The organism is Sphingomonas sp. DC5200-1, from assembly GCF_049897245.1.
In the GTDB taxonomy this organism is placed as follows: Bacteria; Pseudomonadota; Alphaproteobacteria; order Sphingomonadales; family Sphingomonadaceae; genus Sphingomonas; species Sphingomonas aquatilis.
In genome coordinates this window covers 226,548-247,396 of sequence record NZ_JAFCVW010000002.1, presented here as the reverse complement: position 1 = coordinate 247,396, position 20,849 = coordinate 226,548, and the positions used below count along the sequence as shown (strand labels likewise).

General features: G+C 68.3%; 19 protein-coding genes and 1 other annotated feature. Of the genes, 9 read left to right on the top strand and 10 right to left on the bottom strand.

Annotated elements, in window-relative coordinates; all coding sequences use genetic code 11:
* Positions 1 to 222 precede the first annotated feature (222 nt).
* Positions 223 to 1,011 carry an alpha/beta fold hydrolase gene (locus ACP7A3_RS04495; RefSeq protein ID WP_017979701.1) on the bottom strand — a complete coding sequence of 263 codons (789 nt, stop codon included), beginning with the start codon at positions 1,009 to 1,011 and terminating at the stop codon, positions 223 to 225.
* Positions 1,002 to 1,676, bottom strand: a complete 675-nt coding sequence (locus ACP7A3_RS04490; RefSeq protein WP_426255194.1) for a DUF2459 domain-containing protein — start codon at positions 1,674 to 1,676, stop codon at positions 1,002 to 1,004. The genes ACP7A3_RS04495 and ACP7A3_RS04490 overlap by 10 nt, the downstream gene beginning before the upstream one ends.
* Positions 1,677 to 1,702: 26 nt before the next feature.
* On the opposite strand from ACP7A3_RS04490, the gene phhA reads away from it, so the two are divergent.
* Positions 1,703 to 2,572, top strand: coding sequence for a phenylalanine 4-monooxygenase (gene phhA, locus ACP7A3_RS04485; RefSeq protein WP_294210821.1), 870 nt, complete (start codon positions 1,703 to 1,705; stop codon positions 2,570 to 2,572).
* Between the two features lie 172 nt (positions 2,573 to 2,744).
* Here phhA and ACP7A3_RS04480 read toward each other — a convergent pair whose 3' ends face one another.
* From ACP7A3_RS04480 to ACP7A3_RS04465, 4 genes are all read right to left on the bottom strand, one after another.
* Positions 2,745 to 3,707 carry a 50S ribosomal protein L11 methyltransferase gene (locus ACP7A3_RS04480; protein ID WP_426255195.1) on the bottom strand — a complete coding sequence of 321 codons (963 nt, stop codon included), beginning with the start codon at positions 3,705 to 3,707 and terminating at the stop codon, positions 2,745 to 2,747.
* Complete coding sequence (locus ACP7A3_RS04475; RefSeq protein ID WP_426255196.1) at positions 3,697 to 4,404, bottom strand: SDR family NAD(P)-dependent oxidoreductase; 708 nt, start codon at positions 4,402 to 4,404, stop codon at positions 3,697 to 3,699. The genes ACP7A3_RS04480 and ACP7A3_RS04475 overlap by 11 nt, the downstream gene beginning before the upstream one ends.
* A gap of 65 nt (positions 4,405 to 4,469) precedes the next feature.
* Positions 4,470 to 5,798: a methyl-accepting chemotaxis protein gene (locus ACP7A3_RS04470; RefSeq protein ID WP_426255197.1), complete on the bottom strand. Its 1,329-nt coding sequence runs from the start codon at positions 5,796 to 5,798 to the stop codon at positions 4,470 to 4,472.
* A gap of 48 nt (positions 5,799 to 5,846) precedes the next feature.
* Positions 5,847 to 7,208 (bottom strand): methyl-accepting chemotaxis protein, encoded by a 1,362-nt coding sequence (locus tag ACP7A3_RS04465; RefSeq protein WP_017979696.1) that lies wholly within the window; start codon positions 7,206 to 7,208, stop codon positions 5,847 to 5,849.
* 166 nt (positions 7,209 to 7,374) lie between these two features.
* Between ACP7A3_RS04465 and sdhC the strand changes: the two genes are divergently transcribed.
* From sdhC to sdhA, 3 genes are read left to right on the top strand one after another with little or no spacing between them, the layout of a single operon-like run.
* Positions 7,375 to 7,803 carry a succinate dehydrogenase, cytochrome b556 subunit gene (gene sdhC, locus ACP7A3_RS04460; RefSeq protein WP_331361671.1) on the top strand — a complete coding sequence of 143 codons (429 nt, stop codon included), beginning with the start codon at positions 7,375 to 7,377 and terminating at the stop codon, positions 7,801 to 7,803.
* A complete protein-coding gene (gene sdhD / locus ACP7A3_RS04455; RefSeq protein WP_426255198.1) occupies positions 7,803 to 8,186 on the top strand; it encodes a succinate dehydrogenase, hydrophobic membrane anchor protein in 384 nt (127 codons plus the stop codon). Before sdhC ends, sdhD begins: the two co-directional genes overlap by 1 nt.
* A complete protein-coding gene (gene sdhA / locus ACP7A3_RS04450; RefSeq protein ID WP_426255199.1) occupies positions 8,183 to 9,988 on the top strand; it encodes a succinate dehydrogenase flavoprotein subunit in 1,806 nt (601 codons plus the stop codon). Before sdhD ends, sdhA begins: the two co-directional genes overlap by 4 nt.
* Positions 9,989 to 10,164: 176 nt before the next feature.
* Here sdhA and ACP7A3_RS04445 read toward each other — a convergent pair whose 3' ends face one another.
* A complete protein-coding gene (locus ACP7A3_RS04445; RefSeq protein WP_426255200.1) occupies positions 10,165 to 11,637 on the bottom strand; it encodes a SulP family inorganic anion transporter in 1,473 nt (490 codons plus the stop codon).
* 75 nt (positions 11,638 to 11,712) lie between these two features.
* Positions 11,713 to 11,768, bottom strand: a sequence feature (sul1 is cis-regulatory element that is thought to sense ions involved in sulfur or methionine metabolism; They are found in Alphaproteobacteria).
* A 397-nt stretch (positions 11,769 to 12,165) separates the two neighbouring features.
* Between ACP7A3_RS04445 and ACP7A3_RS04440 the strand changes: the two genes are divergently transcribed.
* The 4 genes from ACP7A3_RS04440 (at position 12,166) to hslU (ending at position 15,137) form a co-directional block, all read left to right on the top strand.
* A complete protein-coding gene (locus ACP7A3_RS04440; protein WP_426255201.1) occupies positions 12,166 to 12,705 on the top strand; it encodes a glycoside hydrolase family 108 protein in 540 nt (179 codons plus the stop codon).
* Positions 12,702 to 12,968 carry a 3TM-type holin gene (locus tag ACP7A3_RS04435; protein ID WP_426255202.1) on the top strand — a complete coding sequence of 89 codons (267 nt, stop codon included), beginning with the start codon at positions 12,702 to 12,704 and terminating at the stop codon, positions 12,966 to 12,968. Before ACP7A3_RS04440 ends, ACP7A3_RS04435 begins: the two co-directional genes overlap by 4 nt.
* A gap of 263 nt (positions 12,969 to 13,231) precedes the next feature.
* Entirely contained in the window at positions 13,232 to 13,777 is a 546-nt protein-coding gene (gene hslV / locus ACP7A3_RS04430; RefSeq protein ID WP_017979689.1) for an ATP-dependent protease subunit HslV, read from the top strand.
* Between the two features lie 67 nt (positions 13,778 to 13,844).
* Complete coding sequence (gene hslU / locus ACP7A3_RS04425; protein WP_116461667.1) at positions 13,845 to 15,137, top strand: ATP-dependent protease ATPase subunit HslU; 1,293 nt, start codon at positions 13,845 to 13,847, stop codon at positions 15,135 to 15,137.
* Positions 15,138 to 15,352: 215 nt separating this feature from the next.
* On the opposite strand, the gene mutS is transcribed toward hslU, so the two are convergent.
* From mutS to ACP7A3_RS04410, 3 genes are read right to left on the bottom strand one after another with little or no spacing between them, the layout of a single operon-like run.
* Entirely contained in the window at positions 15,353 to 17,932 is a 2,580-nt protein-coding gene (gene mutS / locus ACP7A3_RS04420; protein ID WP_426255343.1) for a DNA mismatch repair protein MutS, read from the bottom strand.
* Positions 17,933 to 17,956: 24 nt separating this feature from the next.
* On the bottom strand, positions 17,957 to 18,235 hold the full coding sequence (locus tag ACP7A3_RS04415) for a type II toxin-antitoxin system RelE/ParE family toxin (RefSeq protein WP_426255203.1): 279 nt from the start codon (positions 18,233 to 18,235) through the stop codon (positions 17,957 to 17,959).
* Positions 18,228 to 18,416: a hypothetical protein gene (locus ACP7A3_RS04410; protein WP_426255204.1), complete on the bottom strand. Its 189-nt coding sequence runs from the start codon at positions 18,414 to 18,416 to the stop codon at positions 18,228 to 18,230. The genes ACP7A3_RS04415 and ACP7A3_RS04410 overlap by 8 nt, the downstream gene beginning before the upstream one ends.
* Before the next feature lie 90 nt (positions 18,417 to 18,506).
* Between ACP7A3_RS04410 and ACP7A3_RS04405 the strand changes: the two genes are divergently transcribed.
* A complete protein-coding gene (locus ACP7A3_RS04405; RefSeq protein WP_017979684.1) occupies positions 18,507 to 20,765 on the top strand; it encodes an NADP-dependent malic enzyme in 2,259 nt (752 codons plus the stop codon).
* Positions 20,766 to 20,849: the final 84 nt, after the last annotated feature.

Below are 20,849 nucleotides of genomic sequence, written 5' to 3'. Positions count from 1 at the left end.
GCACGCGACAACGGCGTTCACCGCAACCATGGATCTCGGCGTCCGCCGGGATGACGAGGGTGGGGGGAGGCGGCGCCCAAGCCCCACACGTCCGTCATTCCCGCGAAGGCGGGAATCCAGAACCTCTAACGGTTGCGATGAAGCCGCACGGTCAGCCAGTCTGGATTCCCGCCTTCGCGGGAATGACGAATGGAACGTTGGCGGGTGCCGGGTGCCAAACCCTCACCGATCCTGCGCCACCGCGCCCTTCGCCAGCGCCGCGGCCACGGCGATCATCACCTCCGGGTGGATATGCACGCCCAGGTGGCCGCTGTTCACCTGCACCGCCTCGGCGCTCGGATCGTGGCAGATGAAGCCGTTGACGAAGCCGTCGTGCGGGCTCCAGATCGCGGTGCAGGGCACCGGTAGCGGGGCGGCGATCGCTTCGCTCCGGGCGATGACGGCGGGATCGTCGACGCGCTCGCCCGTCGCCCATTCGAATGCGCGCCAGACGTTGGTGGCGCGGCCCCAGCCGGCATAGGGCGAGCTGACCGTCACCACGCGCCGGACCAGATCGGGCCGGCGATGCGCAACCAGCCGTGCCATGATGCCACCCAAGCTGACGCCGACCAGCGTCACCGGCCCGTCCTCCGCCTCCAGCGCTTCGACCCGGGCGATCAGCCGCTCCGCCTCCGCGCCGACGCTCTTCACGCCCAGGTTCCGGCCCAGCCCCCAGCCTTCGGCGCGATAGCCGAGGCCTTCGAGGAAGCGCCGCAGCACCAGGCTGGAGCCGTCGGCGTCGAACAGGCCGGGCAGGATCATCACCGTGCCGCCCGCGCCCTGCGGCACCGCGGCGAGCGCGGCGGCGTGGCGCCAGCGGGTCGCGAGCATCCAGGCGACGCGCGGCACCTCGCTCGCCGCGAGCGCCTTGGGCGGGGGCGGGGGCGCGTCGAAGCGGTCGCCGAAGCGCGCGTGCGACGGCGGTTCGCTGCGCCAGCGGGCGAGGCCCGTCTGCAACCGGCTCAGAACCATGACAGCACCGTGATCGGGAAGGGGGTCCAGCGCCCGACCCGCACACCCGCATTCGCCAGCGTCGCGCCGACCCAGGCGTTGCACGTGTGCCGCGCGCTGTAATGGCCGGTGCCGGCATAGAAGACGTCGTTCGCGCCATAGCCGCGGAAGCTGCGGCGGACCGGCGCGGCGCTGGCGCGGATGCCGGCCGCCAGTCGGCGATATTCCTCAGGCCGCAGCGTCACGACGCGGATGCCGTCGCCAAGCGCGGGCGCGGGAACGTGCTCGACATGGAGCAGCGTCGCGTCGCTGCCGATCGCGGCGTGCAGGATCGTCGCCAGCCGCACGTCCGCCCAGGTCGGCGTATCGAGAAAGAAGGTCCGTTCGCCCCAGCCGATCGCGATATGGTCATAACGGGCATAACGCGGATCGGCGAGGTCGGCTCCCGGCGCCCAGTCGCGCCAGTCGATTCCGGCCGCGACCTTGGGCAGCACCAGCGACACATGCACGCCGTTCGATTCGAGATAGACGGGGACGCCGCGTGCGGGCGGCCGCCAGCCGGCGTTGGCGGGGATCGCACCACCGATCATCCCGGCGCCGGCATAGCCCGCGACGACGACGGCCAGCACGGCAAGCACCACGAGCAGCCCCCGTCCCATCCGTCGTATCGCCGCATATAGTATCATCCGAAACCTTATGTTACGCCGTCGTCATGGCCACAGACACGCACGCGCTCGCTTCGCCCCCCACCGATGCCGCCGCAGACTGGACGATCCCCCAGAACTGGCAGCATTACACGGCGGAGGAGCATGCGACCTGGGATACGCTGTTCGCGCGCCAATCCCAACTGCTTCCCGGCCGTGCGTCCGACGCCTATCTGCGCGGGCTGGACGTGCTGAAGCTGTCGAAACCCGGCATTCCGGATTTTGAGGAACTGTCCGAACGGCTTATGAAGCTGACCGGGTGGCAGGTGGTGGCGGTGCCGGGGCTGGTGCCGGACGATGTTTTTTTCGATCATATGGCGAATCGCCGCTTCGTCGCGGGCAATTTCATCCGTCGGCCGGACCAGCTCGACTATCTGCAGGAGCCCGACGTCTTCCACGACGTGTTCGGCCATGTGCCGATGCTCGCCGATCCGGTGTTCGCCGATTACCTGGAGGCCTACGGCCGCGGTGGGCAGCGCGCGATGCAGCATGATGCGCTGAAATATCTGGGGCGGTTGTACTGGTACACGGTGGAGTTCGGGCTGATCCAGGAGCCGGAAGGCCTGCGCATCTATGGGTCGGGCATCGTGTCGAGCTACGCCGAAAGCCGCTTCGCGCTCGATGATCCCAGCCCCAATCGCATCGGGTTCGATATCGCGCGGGTGATGCGGACGGAGTATCGGATCGACGATTTCCAGCAGAATTACTTCGTCATTCCGAGCTTCGACGAACTGCTGCGCGTGACGGTCGAGACGGACTTCGCGCCCTTGTACGAAACGCTAAAGGCGCAGGACGACATCCCGGTCGCGGCGATCGTCGAGGGGGACGAGGTGCTGACGCACGGCACGCAGGAATATGCGCGGGGGAAGGCGGGCTGAGCGTTCCGCCGATGTCATGCGCGCGGGGGTGTGCAGTCGTTCCCGATACGATTCGTCACCCCGGACGTGTTCCGGGGTCCACCCGGCCGCACGGGGTCGCTTGAGCCTCTTGCCGCCCCCCTCGCCGCGGAGTGGACCCCGGAACACGTCCGGGGTGACGGGGGGAAGGGGGTTACAGATCCAGCGCCCAGCCGTCGCGGCCCTTGGGGTCGAAGGGGGCGGTGGGCACGTAGCGGTCCGCGCCGGCGGTGAGGCGCAGGACGGTCCAGTCGCCGCGGCGATCGATCGCGTCGAGCGTGCAGCCGCAGGCGACATAGGCCGCGACGACGGTCTCGCGCTGCGTTTCCAGCAGGCCCGCCAGCACGATGGTCGCGTGCGGCGCGGCGATCGCGGCGAGCTCGGGCGCCATCGATACCAGCGGCCCCGCCAGAATGTTGGCAATCACCAGATCGTAGGGCGCGGCGGCGTCGATATCGGGGTGGCGCGCGCCGTCGGCGACGAACAGCGTCACGGCGTCTGCCGCAATGCCGTTCAGCGCGGCATTCTCGCGCGTCACATCGACCGCGACGGGATCGATGTCGGTCGCGACGACCAGCGCGTCGGGCCACAGCTCGACCGCAGCGAAGGCGAGCAGGCCGGTGCCGGTGCCGACGTCGATCGCGCGGGTGAAGGTCTTGCCCGCCACCGCCAGGCCATCGAGCATGGCGAGGCAACCGCTGGTCGTGCCGTGATGACCGGTGCCGAAGGCCTGCCCCGCATCGATCAGGAAAGCGCGTCCCCCCGCCGGCGCCGCGACGGGGTGCGCGCTGGTGTGGACGACGAAGCGGCCTTCGCGGATCGGCTCCAATCCCGCCTGGCTCATCGCGATCCAATCCTCGTCGCCCAGCTGCGTCACCACCGGATCATGGCCGCTCGCGCTCGGCACCAGAGCGTGGATCGTCGCGAGCATCGCCGCATCGGGCTCATGCTCGACATAGGCGTCGAGCCGCCAGCGTTCGACGTCGTCCTCCACCTCTTCGGTGGTCATCAGCACCGCGTCGATCGCGAGATCGGACGCGCTGTCGATCGCCTCCGCCTCGGCGCGGGTGCAGGGCAGGGTGATCCGCCAGCTCGTGCCGTTGGACTCAGCGGACATAGGAGGCTCCATTGATGTCGAGCACCGCGCCGGTCATCGAGGCGGGCGCTTCGAGCGCACAGAAGCGGGCGAGCGTCGCCACCTCATCCGGGTCGGCGACGCGGCCCAGCGGAATGTCGGCGAGCAGTTTGTCGCCACCGCGGCTGGCCAGATAATCGTCGGCCATGCCGGTCATGGTAAAGCCGGGGCAGATGGCGAAGGCGAGGATGCCGTCCTTCGCATAGGCGCGCGCGATCGTCTTGGTCATCGCGACCATGCCTGCCTTGGCCGCGGCATAATGCCAGTGCGCGGGGCTGTCGCCGCGATAGGCGGCGCGGCTGGCGATGTTGACGATGCGGCCGCTGACCTTCCGGTCCTGCCAGTGCAGCACGGCGAGGCGGCACAGTTCGGCGGCGGCGGTCAGGTTGATACGCTGCGTGCGTTCCCAGTCGGCGACCCAGTCGTCGGACGCGCGGTCCAGCGGATTGGCCTCGAACACGCCGGCATTGTTGATCAGGACGTCGATCGTGCCGCCCGCGCGGGCGAGCGCGGCATCCCACAGCGCACGGGGGGCGGCGGGGTCGGCGAAATCGGCGGCGATGTCGGCCCCGCTGCCGGGGGCGGTCGCCTGGCCGATGACGGCATGGCCGCCGTCGCGGAGCGTCGTGAGGATGCTGGCGCCGATGCCGCGGCTCGATCCGGTAACGATGATGGTCATGGCCGCGGCCCTAACCGGCGGTGGCCGGGCGGGCAACCGTCGGCGATAAGCGCGGAAATCCCGCGTCAGCCCACGCTGGCGGAGAAGCTTTCGGCGGAGCGTTGCAGTTGCGCCAGCCGGTCACCGACCTCGCTGAAGCCCGCGCCCAGGCACACGATCTCGCCGACGACGGCATGCGTGTCGTCGCGGATCGTGTCGACCGTCGCCGCCATCGTGTCGGCGGCGAGCGCGCCTTCATCGATCGCGGCGGTGATGGTGTCGACGGTGCGCGCCTGTTCCTCCATCGCGCTGCGGATGCGCAGCGCCGAATTGCGCGCCGCATCTACCGTTTGGCGGATGCTGATGTTGGTTTCGACGGTGGACCGCGTCGCCGCCTGGATCGCCGCGATCTTGGCGGCGATATCGTCGGTCGCGCGCGCGGTCTGGTTGGCGAGGCTCTTCACCTCCTGCGCGACGACGGCGAAGCCGCGGCCGGCGTCACCGGCGCGCGCCGCCTCGATCGTCGCATTGAGCGCAAGCAGATTGGTCTGCCCGGCGATGTCGCGGATCAGGCCCAGGATCGATTCGATCGATTTGGCGTGGTCGGACAGCGTCTCGCTGGCGCGCACCGCATCGACGGCATGTTCGCTGGCGCGCGTGGCGATGCCGGCGGCGGCCTCCACCTCGGTACGGGCGCTGTCGATCGCATGCGTCAGGCCGGCGGCGGTCTGCGCGGCGCTGCGCATCGCGAGCGCGGTTTCCTCGGCATTGCTGGCGACGATCCGCGCCTTTTCCATGACGGTGCGGGTCGATGTGGAGGCCGCGTCGGCCTGCACGCGGATGCGTGCACCCAGCGCCACCGCCGATTCGATCGAGACGGCGATGCTTTCGCGGAAGGCGGCGGAGCGTTCCTGCCGTTCGCTGCGCGCCTCGTTCTCATGAACCTCGGCAAGATAGCCTGACATCAGATCGGCCTCGACCAGCGAGATGCGCTGCACCGCATCGCACATCCGCAGCAGGCGCGGCGTGTCGCCCGTGCAATAGCCTTCGAGGATCCGGACCGTGTGGCTGTGCGAATGGGCGAGCGCTGCCTGCAGGCTGGGCAGGGGGACGTTCGATCGCATGCACTGGTCGGCATGGCGGTGGGCGATCCTCACCCAGCCGTCGTCAAACGGGTCGCCATATTTCAGCCGGGCATATTCGATGCTCTCGCGCATCCGGCGCTCCAGCCGATCGCCATGGAACAGGTGGCGGACCGATTGCGTCGCGGGCAGCGAGAGATACTGGTCCCAGAAGCAGCGCGCGATGTCGCGATAATCCGCCTCCGACAGCAAGGCGCAGATATCGCGCGAAGTGTCGGCAAGCGTGCCGTCCCAGTCATATTCGCCCAGATGGTCGACGATGCGGCGTTGCATGATGCTGTCAGCTCCGCTGCGAACGGAGCGACGGAATGGCACGGGCCATCAGGCGGCGACCTTGGCGACGAAATCGCCCGCGCTGCTCTTCAGTGTCTGCAACCGCCCGTCGAGCCTGTCGAAGCCGCGGCCCACGCCGTCGATCTCGGCGGCGACGGTTTCGGTGTCCATGCGGATCGTGGCGATCGTGCTCGCCATCGAATCGGCGGCGAGCGCGGTTTCATCGACCGCGGCGGTGATGGCGGTGACGGTCTGCGCCTGCGCCTCCATGGCGAAGCGGATGCGATCGGCCGATTCCTGCACCTCGGTCACCGTCGTGCGGATGCTGGCGTTGGTTTCGACGGTGGATTTCGTCGCTGACTGGATCGAGGCGATCTTTGCAGCGATGTCGTCGGTCGCGCGCGCGGTCTGGTTGGCGAGGCTCTTCACCTCCTGCGCGACGACGGCAAAGCCGCGGCCGGCGTCACCGGCGCGCGCCGCCTCGATCGTCGCATTCAGCGCCAGCAGGTTGGTCTGCCCGGCGATGTCGCGGATCAGGCCCAGGATCGATTCGATCGATTTGGCGTGGTCGGACAGCGTTTCCGACATGCCGACCGCATCGGTCGCCTGGCGTGAGGCGCGGCTGGCGATCTCGGCAGCGGCCTCCACCTCGGTCCGTGCGTCCTCGATCGCGCGGATCAGGCCCGCGGCGGTCTGTGCCGCCTCGCGCATCGCGACGGCGGATTGTTCGGCGGCGGCGGCGACCTCGCTGGTCTTGCCCAGCATGCCGCGCGCCGAGCCGGAGCTGCGTTCGGCCTGCGCGCGCAAGGTGCGGCCTTCGACGGTCGCGGTCTCGACCGCGTCGGCGATGCCTTCGCGGAAATCGCCCGCCAGCCGCTCGCGCGCCGCATGGGCGCTATAGCCGGCAAAGCCGGCGAACAGGGCGACGGTCAGCTCGGTTTCCATGCCGAACAGCCGCATCAGTGCGTCCACCAGTCCGGTGCGGTGCATCGTGTCTTCGGGCAGGCGCTTCTTCAGCGCCTTCAGGACGGCGCGATCGCTGGCGCACGACATGGCGAGCAATTCCATCGTCTCGACGCCCGCGGCATAGGCAGCGGCGACCGACCGTTCGAGCGATTCGACCCAGGCGATCCCTTCCAGATGGCAGAAGCGGTTGCGCAGATAGGCCACGCCCGCCGCGCGGCGACGCTCCCCCTCCATTGGCGTCCAGGTCGGTGCGCCCGGATTGGCGGCGCGCCAATGATCCCAATAGGCATCCACGATCTCGCCCGCATCGGGTTCGATGATCGTCCACAATTCCCGTGCCTGCGCGACCAATGTGTCGTCGCCGCCGTCGAACGCCTTGATTCGACTCGGCAGGTCGATCCTGGCGGCGATGCTGGCCGGGGGCGGCAGGGCGATGTCGGGCAAAGCTGAAGTCTCCGGCGAACGAGCGACGTGCCCGGTAAACGGGCCTCTCGACCGTCGTGCCTACCGCCCAAGTGGTTAATGCTCCGTTAGGAGCGGATGCTATGGGTTGCATCGGCGAACGCGTGGCCTAATAGGCACTGCAATCGATCTTGCCCGAGGACCGTTCATGGCATCCCGTACCCCGGCGCGCCCGCGCAGCCCGCATCTTTTCTCGGGCTTTCTGAAGCTCCACTACAGCTGGGGGCCGCATATGCTGGTCTCCATCCTCCATCGCGCCACGGGTTCGGGGATGGCGACGGTCGGCACGGTGCTGCTGGTGTGGTGGCTCGCCGCGATCGCGGGCGGGGCGGAAAGCTACGCGACCTTCCGCGACGTGTTCACGCATGACAGCGGCGCGCTCAATCCGCTCGGCTGGATTATCGGCGTCGGCATGACCTGGGCGTTCTTCACGCACGCGCTGAACGGCATCCGCCACCTGGTGATGGACGCGGGCGCCGCGTTCGAACTGAAGCGCAACAAGATGTTCAGCATGGTCGTCATCGTCGGCGGCGTGGTGCTGACCGCGGCCTTCTGGCTCTACCTGGGGATGAAGTAATGGGTTCGGGCACCAGCATCGGCCGCGTCCGCGGCCTCGGCAGCGCCAAGGAAGGCGCGCATCACTGGTGGCGCCAGCGCGTCACCGCGGCATCGAACCTGTTCCTGACGCTCTGGTTCGTCTTCTCGCTGCTGCGCCTGCCGGGCTATGACTATGCCAGCGTCCACGACTGGCTGCGCAACAGCTGGGTCGCGGTGCCTATGATCCTGCTGATCGTGTCGGTCTTCTACCACTTCCGCCTCGGGCTGCAGGTGGTGATCGAGGATTACCAGCACGGCGAAAAGCGCGTCGCCTACATGCTCGCGCTGAACTTCTTCACGGTCGCGACCGCCGCGATCGCCATCTTCGCGATCCTCAAGGTCGCCTTCGGAGCTGCGGCATGAACGCGCCTGCCTATAAGATCATCGACCACACCTATGACGCCGTCGTCGTCGGCGCGGGCGGTTCGGGCCTGCGCGCCGTCATGGAATGCGCACAGAACGGCCTGAAGACCGCCTGCATCACCAAGGTGTTCCCGACCCGGTCGCACACCGTCGCGGCGCAGGGCGGCATCGCCGCGAGCCTCGGCAACATGGGCCCGGATCACTGGACCTGGCACATGTACGATACCGTCAAGGGGTCGGACTGGCTGGGCGACCAGGACGCGATCGAGTACATGGTCCGCGAGGCGCCGGCGGCGGTGTACGAGCTGGAACATGCCGGCATGCCCTTCAGCCGCACCGACGAAGGCCGCATCTACCAGCGCCCGTTCGGCGGCATGATGCAGAATATGGGCGAAGGCCCGCCCGCACAGCGTACCTGCGCCGCGGCGGACCGCACGGGGCATGCGATGCTCCACACGCTGTACCAGCAGTCGTTGCGCTACGACGCCGACTTCTACGTCGAATATTTCGCGCTCGACCTGATCATGGAAAACGGCGTGTGCCGCGGCGTGATCGCTTTGTGCATGGAAGACGGCAGCATCCACCGCTTCCGCAGCCACAACACCGTGCTGGCGACGGGCGGCTATGGCCGCTGCTATTTCTCGGCGACCTCGGCGCACACCTGCACCGGCGACGGCGGCGGCATGGTGCTGCGTGCCGGCCTGCCGCTCCAGGACATGGAGTTCGTCCAGTTCCACCCGACCGGCATCTACGGCGCGGGCGTGCTCATCACCGAGGGCGCGCGCGGTGAGGGCGGCTATCTGACCAATTCCGAAGGCGAGCGCTTCATGGAGCGCTATGCCCCGTCGGCGAAGGACCTGGCGTCGCGCGACGTCGTGTCGCGCTCGATGGCGATGGAAATGCGCGAAGGCCGCGGCGTCGGCAAGAACGGCGACCACATCTTCCTGCACCTCGACCATATCGATCCCAAGGTGCTGCACGAGCGCCTGCCGGGCATCACCGAGACGGGCAAGATCTTCGCGGGCGTCGACCTGACGCGCCAGCCGCTGCCCGTCACGCCGACCGTCCATTACAACATGGGCGGCATCCCGACGAACTTCCACGGCGAGGTCGTGAATCTGGTCGACGGCAATCCGGACACGGTCGTCCCCGGCCTGTTCGCGGTCGGCGAGGCGGCGTGCGTTTCGGTCCATGGCGCCAACCGCCTCGGCTCGAACTCGCTGATCGACCTCGTGGTGTTCGGCCGCGCGACCGGCAAGCGCATCGCCAACATCTGCAAGCCCAACACGACGCACAATCCGCTCCCCAAGGGTTCGGAAGAGCTGTCGCTGACGCGCCTCGACAAATTCCGCAATGCCGCCGGCAGCACGCCGACCGCGGAAATCCGGGGCAAGATGCAGCGCACGATGCAGAAGCATTGCGCGGTGTTCCGCGACAACGCGCTGCTCAGCGAAGGCCAGGCGCTGATGAAGGACATCTACGCCTCGATGCAGGACGTGCAGGTCAACGACCGCAGCCTGATCTGGAACACCGACCTGATCGAGACGCTGGAGCTCGACAATCTGGTGGCGCAGGCGCTGGTGACGATCGATTCGGCGGCCAACCGCAAGGAATCGCGCGGCGCGCATGTGAACGAGGATCACCCGGATCGCGACGATGCGAACTGGATGAAGCACACGATCGCCACCTTCACCGGCTGGGGCGGCGTCGGCGGCGCGACCGCGATCGATTATCGCCCGGTGCACGATTACACGCTCACCGACGACGTCGAATACATCAAGCCGAAGAAGCGGGTGTATTGATCGGGTAAGGCCGGGCGCGACGACAGGGTCGCGTCCGGCCTTTTCCGTCATGAGCCACGTCATCCCCGCGCAGGCGGGGATCCATAACCTCTAACGCTGGCGATCAAGCCGCACCGTCAGCCAGTCTGGATTCCCGCCTGCGCGGGAATGACGAGCGTGCAGGGCAATGCCCCCGCTCAAGCCCCCATCACCAGCGGCGCATGCCGATCGACCAGCACCGCGCTCGCCGCGTTGAGGCCCACCAGCTCCACCACCATCCCATGGCTGCGCATCTTGGCGACGACATCGTCCAGCGCCGCGACCGCCGTCACGTCCCACAGATGCGCGTGCGTCAGATCGATCCGCACGCGCGCCGCGGTGTCGCGCAGGTCGAACCGGTCGGCGAACATCTCCGCGCTGGCGAAGAACACCTGCCCCGACACCGTGTAGACGCGCGTGTCGGTGCCGGCGTCATAGGCGACGTCGACGCGCATCATCCGCATCACCTTGAACGCGAAGAACACGCCGCTCAGCAACACGCCGACCGCGACGCCCGCCGACAGATCGTGCGTCGCCACCGTCACCGCGACGGTCGCCAGCATGACGACGCCCGACACCTTGGGATGACGGGCGAGGTCGCGCAGCGATCCCCAGGAAAAGGTGCTGATCGACACCATCACCATGATCGCGACCAGCGCCGCGACCGGCACCAGCGCGACCCAGGGGCGCAGCGGCACCATCACGACGAGCAGGAACACGCCCGCGACCAGCGTCGACAGCCGCCCGCGCCCGCCATAGCGGACGTTGCCGACGGTCTGGCCGATCATGCCGCAGCCGGCGATGCCGCCGAACAGCCCCGCGGCGACATTGGCGAGGCCGAGGCCGGTCGCCTCGCGCGCCTTGTCGCTGCCGCTCTCGGTCAGATCGTCGACGACGCGCGCGGTCATCAGCGATTCGAGTAGGCCGACCGCGGCCATCGCCAGTGCATAGGGCGCGACGATGCCGAGCGTGCGCCATTCGATCGGCACCGCGGGCAGCGCAAAGGCGGGCAGTGCGTCGGGCAGCCGCCCGAGGTCGGCGATCGTGCGCAGTGGCATCGGAAACGCAACGCTGACGGCAGTCAGCACGACGATGCAGATCAGCGGCGACGGAATGACGGTCGTCACCCGCGGCGTGAGGTAGATGATCGCGAGGCCCAGCCCGATCATCGCATAGGTGTGCCAGTCGACGCCGAGCAGCTGCGGCACCTGCGCCGAAAAGATCAGGATCGCGAGCGCGTTGACGAAGCCGGTGCGCACCGACTGCGACACGAAGCGCATCAGCACGTCGAGCCGCAGCAGACCGAACAGCACCTGCAACAGGCCCGCCAGCACGGTCGCGGCGAGCAGATAGGGCAGACCATGCGCCGTCACCAGCGCGGCGGCCACCAGTGCGACCGAGCCGGCCGCGCCTGAGATCATCGCCGGGCGCCCGCCGACGATCGCGATGACGATGCCGATGACGAAGGACGCGAACAGGCCGACCTGCGGGTCGATACCGGCGACGAAGGAAAAGGCGATGACCTCTGGGACCAACGCGAAGGTGCCGACCATGCCGGCGAGGATGTCCCGGCGCGCGGCGGCGGGGCCGCTATACCATTCGGCGCGGTAGCGGGCGAAATCGAAAGTCATGTAACGAGGGTCCGTATCGACCGCGCAAGGTGAGGCATCACCGGCAAAGGCAATGGTATGAAGTGGCGCGGTATACGTTGTCCGGCGGATCGGCGGCCGGAATAGCCACCCGGAATTGCACCGGGTCCATGCGAATGCGGCGCGGTTAGCGCGAAGCGCGCCGCGATGCAAATCCGGGGCGATGCAAATCCGGGGCGATGGGGAGGATGGGGGACGGCGAGGGGATCGCAGCGCCCGCCCCATTCCCTCCGTCACCCCGGACTTGGTCCGGGGTCCACTGGGCCGCGAGGGAGCGTTTGCGCCTCCAGCCTCCCCCCTCGCCGCGGAGTGGACCCCGGACCAAGTCCGGGGTGACGAAGTGTGTAGGGCGACGGGAATGAGTCGCCGCCAAGGCGTGTTGGACGCCGGTCACAATCCGGTCGGCGCATCTCCTTGCCCAGCAACCGGAAATCCCGCCGCCAGACCCACCCCCTGTCCTATTCCCCGAAACCATGATCCTCCCGCACCATCACAGCAGGGGAGCGCACCATGACCATCCATGCCCTTATCGACCGGTTGATCGCCCGCGAGGGCGGCTATGTCGATCATCCCGCCGATCGGGGCGGCGCCACCCATTGGGGGATCACCACCGCGGTCGCCCGTGCCAACGGCTGGCAGGGGGCGATCCGCGATCTGCCGCGGGCGCGGGCCGTCGAGATCTACGAACGCGTCTATTGGCGGGGGCCGGGCTTCGACCGGATCGCCACACGAGCGCCCATGCTGGCGGGCGAGCTGTTCGATACCGGCGTCAACATGGGCACCGCGACCGCGATCGGGTTTCTCCAGCGTGCGCTCAACGCGCTCAACCGTGGGCAGGCCGATTATCCTGACCTCGCCGCCGACGGGGCGGTGGGCGCGCGAACGCTCGCGGCACTCGATGCCTTCCTGGCGCGGCGCGGCACAGCGGGGGAGGCGGTGCTGGTCAAGGCGATCGATGCCTTGCAGGGTGAACGCTATGTCGCGCTCGCCGAGCGCCGCCCCGCCAACGAGGCCTTTCTGTACGGCTGGCTCGCGGGGCGCGTCTCGTGACGCCGCGCCGGCCGGTTGCGGAGGACCCATGGGTGCGCCGCGCGCGCCCCGCCTTCCTCTACGTGATGTATGCGCTGATCCTGTGGACCATCCCGATGAGCCTGATCGCCGCGATCCGGCCCGATGTCGCCATCGCCATGGCGCGGGGGGCGGGTGCGTACCTCAATGCCATTCCTGAGCCGCTCTATGCGCTCTTCGGTACGGGCTACCTCGGCTACACGGCCGCGCGGGCGTGGGGGAAGGCGAAGGGGGTGGAAAGGTGATTCACGCGAAGCCGCTAAGACGCGAAGAAGGGTGATTCACGCGGAGACGCGGAGACGCGGAGGTGTTGCGTTCGACGCGAAGCGTCTTTCACCATCACTAGCCCGTGTCGTCGAGGGCCGCTGGCGCGGCGAGCCTTCTTCTTCTCCGCGTCTCCGCGTGAACCCCCTCTTCGCGGCTTCGCGTCTTCGCGTGAACAGCCCCCTTTGCACCCACCCGCTGCGCACCTACATCGCGGGCCATGAGCGGGAACGATCCACACGCCATGCCGGTCTGGCATGGCACCACCATTTTGTCCGTCCGTCGCAATGGCAAGGTCGTCGTCATCGGCGACGGCCAGGTCTCGATGGGCCAGACGGTCATGAAGCCCAACGCGAAGAAGGTCCGCCGCCTCGGCAGCGAGGGGCAGGTGATCGGCGGCTTCGCCGGCGCGACCGCCGACGCCTTTACGTTGTTCGAGCGGCTGGAAGCGAAGCTGGAGCGCCATCAGGGCCAGCTGATGCGCGCCGCGGTCGAGCTGGCAAAGGACTGGCGCACCGACAAGTACCTGCGCAACTTGGAAGCGATGATGATCGTCGCGGACAAGGACGTCACGCTGATCCTGACCGGCAACGGCGACGTGCTGGAGCCTGAAAACGGCGTCGCGGCGATCGGATCGGGCGGCAATTACGCGCTCGCCGCAGCCCGTGCACTGGTCGATTACGAACAGGACGCCGAGACGATCTGCCGCAAGGCGATGGCGATCGCGGCGGAAGTCTGCGTCTACACCAACGACCGCACGACGATCGAAATGCTCGACAGCGCGAGCTGAAAAACACGCGCATCCGTGTGACTTTTGTGACCTTTCAGATCGCCGAATTCCGGCGAACAGGCAGATAATGAACGAAAATCTTACCCCCAAGGCGATCGTCGCCGCGCTCGACGCCCATATCATCGGCCAGGCCGACGCCAAGCGCGCGGTCGCGGTCGCGATGCGCAACCGCTGGCGCCGTCAGCAGCTCTCGCCCGACCTGCGCGATGAGGTGACGCCGAAGAACATCCTGATGATCGGCCCCACCGGCTGCGGCAAGACCGAGATCAGCCGCCGCCTGGCGAAGCTGGCGGACGCCCCCTTTGTGAAGGTGGAAGCGACGAAGTTTACCGAGGTCGGCTATGTCGGCCGCGACGTCGAACAGATCGCGCGCGACCTCGTCGAGGAAGCGATCCGTCTGGAGAAGGAGCGCCGCCGCCTCGCGGTGAAGGACAAGGCGGAGGATGCGGCGATGAAGCGCCTGCTCGACGCGCTCGTCGGCAAGGACAGCAGCCAGGCGACGCGCGAAAGCTTCAAGCAGCGCTTCGCCGACGGCCATCTCGACCAGACCGAGATCGAGATCGAGCTGGAACAGGCGCCGTCGATGCCGTTCGAGGTGCCCGGTGGCGCGCCGCAGATGATCAACCTGACCGAGATGATGAAGTCGTTCGGCGGCGGTCAGCAATTGAAGCGCCGCAAGCTGACGGTGCGCGCGGCGTGGGACAAATTGGTCGAGGAAGAGGCCGACAAGCGCCTAGACCAGGACGAGGTGAGCCGCACCGCGCTGGCCGACGCCGAGGCGAACGGCATCGTTTTCCTCGACGAGATCGACAAGATCGCGGTCAGCGACGTCCGCGGCGGTTCGGTCAGCCGCGAAGGCGTGCAGCGCGACCTGCTGCCGCTGATCGAGGGCACGACGGTGGCGACCAAATACGGGCCGATGAAGACGGACCATATCCTCTTCATCGCCAGCGGCGCCTTCCACGTCGCCAAGCCGTCTGACCTGCTGCCGGAGTTGCAGGGCCGCCTGCCGATCCGCGTCGAACTGAAGGGGCTGACGGAAGCGGACTTTATCGCGATCCTGTCCGACACCAAGGCGTCGCTGCCGGCGCAGTACAAGGCGCTGATCGCGACCGAGGGCGTCGACGTCACCTTCACCGACGACGGCATCGCCGCGATCGCCCGCATCGCCGCCGAGGTGAACGGCCAAGTCGAGAACATCGGCGCGCGCCGCTTGCAGACGGTGATGGAAAAGCTGCTGGAAGAGGTGAGCTTCGATGCCGAGGACCGCAGCGAACCGGTGACGGTGGATGCGGCCTATGTGGAAAAGCAGTTGGCCGGCATCGCGCGCAATACGGACCTGAGCCGGTTCGTGTTGTAACCCGGAACGCCGCCCTACATCCTCCGTAACCCCGGCCTTGAGCCGGGGTCCCGCTTCTTCTGCACCGCCGCAAAACAGCGGGACCCGGGGTCAAGCCCGGGGTTACGGCGGGTGTAGGGCAGGCCCATCCCCGCACCCCGCGATCCGTCCGGAATGTGAGCAGGTGAAACCATCCCCCGGATGGTTTCAGCCGGGCCGTTGGCCCGGCAACCTGCTCACCCCTCCCGCGCCAGGGCCTTCAGCCGGTACAGCGTGTCCAGCGCCTCGCGCGGCGTCAGCGCGTCGACGTCGAGCGCCTCCACCTCCGCGCGGATCGCGTCGCACGTGTCTTCCTCCACCTGCGCGGCGGCCGCGAACAGCGGCAGGTCGTCCAGCCCCGCGGCCAGGCCGCCGGTCTTCGCGCGTCCCGCCTCCAGCTTGGCGAGCACCGCCTTCGCCCGCGCCACCGTTGCCGGCGGCATTCCCGCCAGCCGCGCCACGGCAAGCCCGTAGCTGCGATCCGCCGGCCCCGTCGCCAGCTCGTGGAGCAGCACCAGCTCACCCTTCCACTCGCGCGCCCGGACATGGTGCAGCGTCAGCGCGTCGCAGCGTTCCGCAAGGCGGGTCAGTTCGTGGTAGTGCGTCGCGAACAGGCAGCGGCAGCGATTGTCCTCGTGAATCGCCTCCACCACCGCCCAGGCGATGGCGAGCCCGTCATAGGTGCTGGTGCCGCGCCCGACCTCGTCGAGGATGACGAAGCTCTGCGGCGTCGCCTGCGCCAGGATCGCGGCGGTCTCGACCATCTCGACCATGAAGGTCGAGCGGCCGCGTGCCAGATTGTCCGACGCGCCGACGCGGCTGAACAGGCGGTCGACCAGCCCCAGCGTGGCGCTGGTCGCGGGCACGAAGCTGCCTGCCTGCGCCAGCACGGCGATGAGGGCGTTCTGGCGGAGGAAGGTCGACTTGCCGCCCATGTTGGGGCCCGTCACCAGCCACAGGCGGGAGTCGGGCGACAGCGTGCAGTCGTTGGCGACGAAGCGCTCGCCGGCCTTGGCGACGGCGGCCTCGACCACCGGATGCCGACCACCGATCACGTCGAAGCAGGGATGGTCGGCGATCGTCGCGCGCGCCCAGCCGCCTTCGGCCGCGCGTTCGGCAAGGCCTGCGGCGACGTCGATCCGGGCGAGCGCATCGGCGGTGGCGGCGATCGCCTCGCGCTGCGCCAGTGCCGCGGCGGTCAGCTCTTCCAGATGCGCCGCTTCGGCGGCGAGCGCATGCGCGCCGGCCTGCGACACCTTGGCCGCGACCTCGTGCAGCGCGGGCGTGTTGAAGCGCACGACGCCCGCCAGCGTCTGGCGATGGGTGAAGCCGCTGTCGGGTTGCATCAGCGCGTCGGCCGATCGCGCCGGCACCTCGACGTGATAGCCGAGCACATTGTTGTGGCGGACCTTCAACGTCGCGATGCCGGTCGCGGCCTTCATCTCCGCCTCCAGCGCCGCGATCGCGCGCCGGCCGCCTGCGCCGGTATCCCGCAGCGCGTCGAGCGCGTCGTCATAGCCCGCCGCGATATAGCCGCCGTCGCTCGCCTCGATCGGCGGCGACGGCACGAGCGCGCGGCGGAGCAGGTCGATCAGCGCGCCATGGCCGCGCAGCGCAGGCGCGATCCGGCGGAGCAACGCCAGCGGCGCGTCGATCTGGCCCAGCCGCTCGCCGAGGTGCCACGCGCCGTCCAGCCCGTCGCGCAGTTGCCCCAGATCGCGCGGCGACCCGCGCCCCGCGGCCAGCCGGCCGATGGCGCGCCCGATATCGGGCAGTGCCCGCAGCGCGGCCCGCACCTGCTCGCGCTGGCCCGCCTGATCGTGGAAATGCTGCACCAGATCCAGCCGCTCGTCGATCGCACGGGCATCCATCAGTGGTGCGCCAAGATCGCTCGCCAGCGCCCGTGCGCCCGCGCCCGTCACCGTCCGGTCGATACAGTCGAGCAGGCTGCCCTTGCGTTGGCCGTTGGTGGTGCAGGTCAGCTCCAGGCTTTCGCGCGTCGCGGCGTCGATCGCCATCGTCTCCGCGGCGCGGGCAAGCTGCGGCGGGCGGAGGAAGGGCAGGGCGCCCTTCGCGGTATGCTCCAGATAGGCGACGAGACCGCCCGCCGCGGCCAGGCCTGCGCGCGAAAAGCTGCCGAAGCCGTCGAGCGTCGCCACGCCAAACAATGCTTTCAGCCGCGCCTCCGCGCTGCCGCTGTCGAAGCCGCCGCGCGGCCGCAGGCTGGTCGCCGCGTCTGCATGGTCGCTGGTTTCGGAGGCCACCACCTCGGCGGCGCCCAGTCGCGCCAGTTCCGCACCCAGTGCGTCGGCCGAACAGTCGATCACCACGAACCGCCCGGTGGATACGTCCGCCGCCGCCAGCGCCACCGCGCCCGCCGCCTCGCCGATGGCGACACACCAATTGTCGGCCCGCGCGTCGAGCAGCGCCTCCTCGGTCAGCGTGCCGGCAGTGACGACCCGCACGATCGCGCGGTTGACCAGCGCCTTGCTGCCGCGGGCCTTGCGCGCCGCCTCGGGGCTTTCGGTCTGTTCGGCGATGGCGACGCGGTGGCCCGCCTTGATCAGGCGCTGGAGGTAGGCGGTCGCGGCATGGACGGGCACGCCGCACATCGCCACCTTTTCGCCGTCATGCTCGCCGCGGGCGGTGAGGGCGATATCGAGCACCTGGCTCGCAATGCGCGCATCATCGAAGAACAATTCGAAGAAGTCGCCCATGCGGTAGAACAGCAGGCAATCCTCCGCCTCCGCCTTCAGGCCGAGGTATTGCGCCATCATCGGGGTGGGGGTGGTCATGATTCGTCAGTCGGCATCGGGTTGGCGTGCGCCATGCCGGATGGCGAGGATCGTGACCAGATCGCCGTGTACGTCATAGCGTAGAATATAGGGCGGAACGTTCGTCATCTCGCGCTGACGGCCACCCGCAGGCCGCCCGCGATGGGGGAAGTCGGCAAGGCTCTCGCCGAGGTTGAACAGCCGCGTGCCGATCCTGTCCGCCGCCTGTGGATCGAACTGTTCGATATAGGCGATCGTATCGTTCAGGTCTGCGAGCGCCGCTGGGTCCCAGACGACCTCAGCCATTCTGGTCGTTGAGCCAGTCCTCGAAAGTCTTGCGACCGGGCTTGCCCCAGGTCAGCAGCCATTGTCCGACGACGACGTGCTCGACCGGGGCGCCCGCGGCACACGCCGCCTTGGCACGCGCAAAGTCGCCGGCGTCCGGAATGCGGCGCGGTCGGGGGACGACGTCGGCCTCGTGCTTCATGCCGCGATCATACCTGCTCCGCCTTTGGGTTGAAAGCCCGTGCCGGAACGGCCAAGAGCCGTAGCGTCCTTCCCCGGCAGCGAGGTCCCCATGTCCGACACAGCGTCCGTCCAGTTTTCCGAGCGCGAGGCGCTGCTGTTCCATTCGGAGGGGCGCCCGGGCAAGATCGAGATCATCGCGTCCAAGCCGATGGCGACGCAGCGCGACCTAGCGCTCGCTTATTCGCCCGGCGTCGCGGTGCCGGTGCAGGCGATCGCCGACGATCCCGCCACCGCCTATGATTATACCGCCAAGGGCAACCTCGTCGCGGTCATCTCGAATGGCACCGCGATCCTCGGCATGGGCAATCTCGGCGCGCTGGCGTCGAAGCCGGTGATGGAGGGCAAGGCGGTTCTGTTCAAGCGCTTCGCCGACGTCGACTCGATCGACATCGAGCTGAAGACCGAGGACGTCGATCGGATCATCGATGCGATCGAACTGATGGAGCCGAGCTTCGGCGGCATCAACCTGGAAGACATCAAGGCGCCCGAATGCTTCATCATCGAGCAGACGTTGCGCGAGCGGATGAACATCCCGGTCTTCCATGACGACCAGCACGGCACCGCGATCATCTGTGCGGCGGGGCTCATCAACGCCTGCCTGCTGACCGGGCGGCGGCTGGACGAGGTGAAGGTCGTGGTCAACGGCGCTGGCGCGGCGGCGATCGCCTGCACCGAACTGATGAAGGCGATGGGCGTGCGCCACGACAACGTCATCATGTGCGATCGCGAAGGCGTGATCTACCAGGGCCGCGAAGACATCAACCAGTGGCAGTCGGCGCATGCCGCCGCCACCGACCGCCGCACGCTGACCGAGGCGCTGAACGGCGCCGACGTCTTCCTGGGCCTGTCCGCCGCGGGTGCGCTGAAGCCCGAGATGGTGAAGGACATGGCGAAGGCGCCGATCATCTTCGCCATGGCCAATCCCGAACCGGAAATCCGCCCCGAACTCGCCAAGGCGGCGCGCCCCGATGCGATCATCGCCACCGGCCGGTCGGACTATCCGAACCAGGTCAACAACGTCATCGGCTTCCCCTTCATCTTCCGCGGCGCGCTCGACGTGCGCGCGACCGGCATCAACGATGCGATGAAGATCGCCGCCGCCAATGCCATCGCCGAACTGGCGCGCGAACGCGTGCCGGAAGAGGTGGCGATGGCCTATGGCGTACAGCACAGCTTCGGTCCCGAATATATCATCCCCGCGCCCTTCGATCCGCGGCTGATGGAGCTGGTGCCCTCCGCCGTCGCCAAGGCGGCGATGGATTCGGGCGTCGCGACCAAGCCGATCCTCGACATGGAGGCGTACCGCCAGCAGCTGCGCGCGCGGCTCAATCCGACGACGTCGGTGCTCAGCCTCGCCTATGAAGGCGCGCGCGCGCGGCCCAAGCGGGTGCTGTTCGCCGAGGGCGAGGAGGAAGTCGTGCTGCGCGCCGCCATCGCCTTCAAGGAAGGCGGCTATGGCACGCCGGTGCTGGTCGGCCGCGACGACGTCTACGATCGCCTGAAGGCTTTGGGTGTCTCCAACCCGCAGGAATATGAGGTCCACAATAGCCGCCATTCGCCGCTGGTGCCGAAGATGGTCGACTTCGTGTACAACCGCCTGCAACGCCGCGGCTATCTGCGCCGCGACGTCGAGCGGATGATCAACCAGGACCGCAACGTCTTCGGTTCGGCCTTGCTCCAGCTGGGTGAGGCGGATGCGATGATCACCGGCATCACCCGCACCTGGGCGGAATCGATGCGCCAGGTGAAGCGCGTGATCGATCCGGAGGCGGGGCGCACCCCCTTCGGCATTCACGTGCTCGTCGGGCAGAGCCACACCGTCTTCATCGCGGACACGACGGTGAACGAACGGCCAACCGGCGAACAGCTCGCCGACTTCGCCGAACAGACCGCGCAGGTCGCGCGCCGCATGGGCCACGAACCGCGTGTCGCGATGCTGAGCTATTCGACCTTCGGCAACCCCAAGGGCGCCTGGGTCGACAATATCCGCGATGCGGTGTCCGAACTCGACAAGCGCAATGTCGGCTTCGAATATGAAGGCGAGATGCCGCCCGACGTCGCGCTGAACCCCAAGCAGCTCGCGAACTATCCGTTCGCGCGCCTGTCGGGGCCCGCCAACATCCTGATCATGCCGGGCCTGCAATCGGCGCATATCGCCGCCAAGCTGTTGCGCGAATTGGGTGGTGACAGCGTGATCGGCCCGATGCTGATCGGCATGGAAAAGCCCGTGCAGATCGCGCCGATGACCTCGACGGCGAGCGAGCTGGTGACACTGGCGGTGCTGGCGGCGGGCGGCATCGCGCGCTGACCGGACAGGGGCCGGCGGCGGGCGATAGAGCCTTGCCGCCGGCCTTGGCCTGCGTATGATCCGCTTCGGAACCAGTTCCGGGGG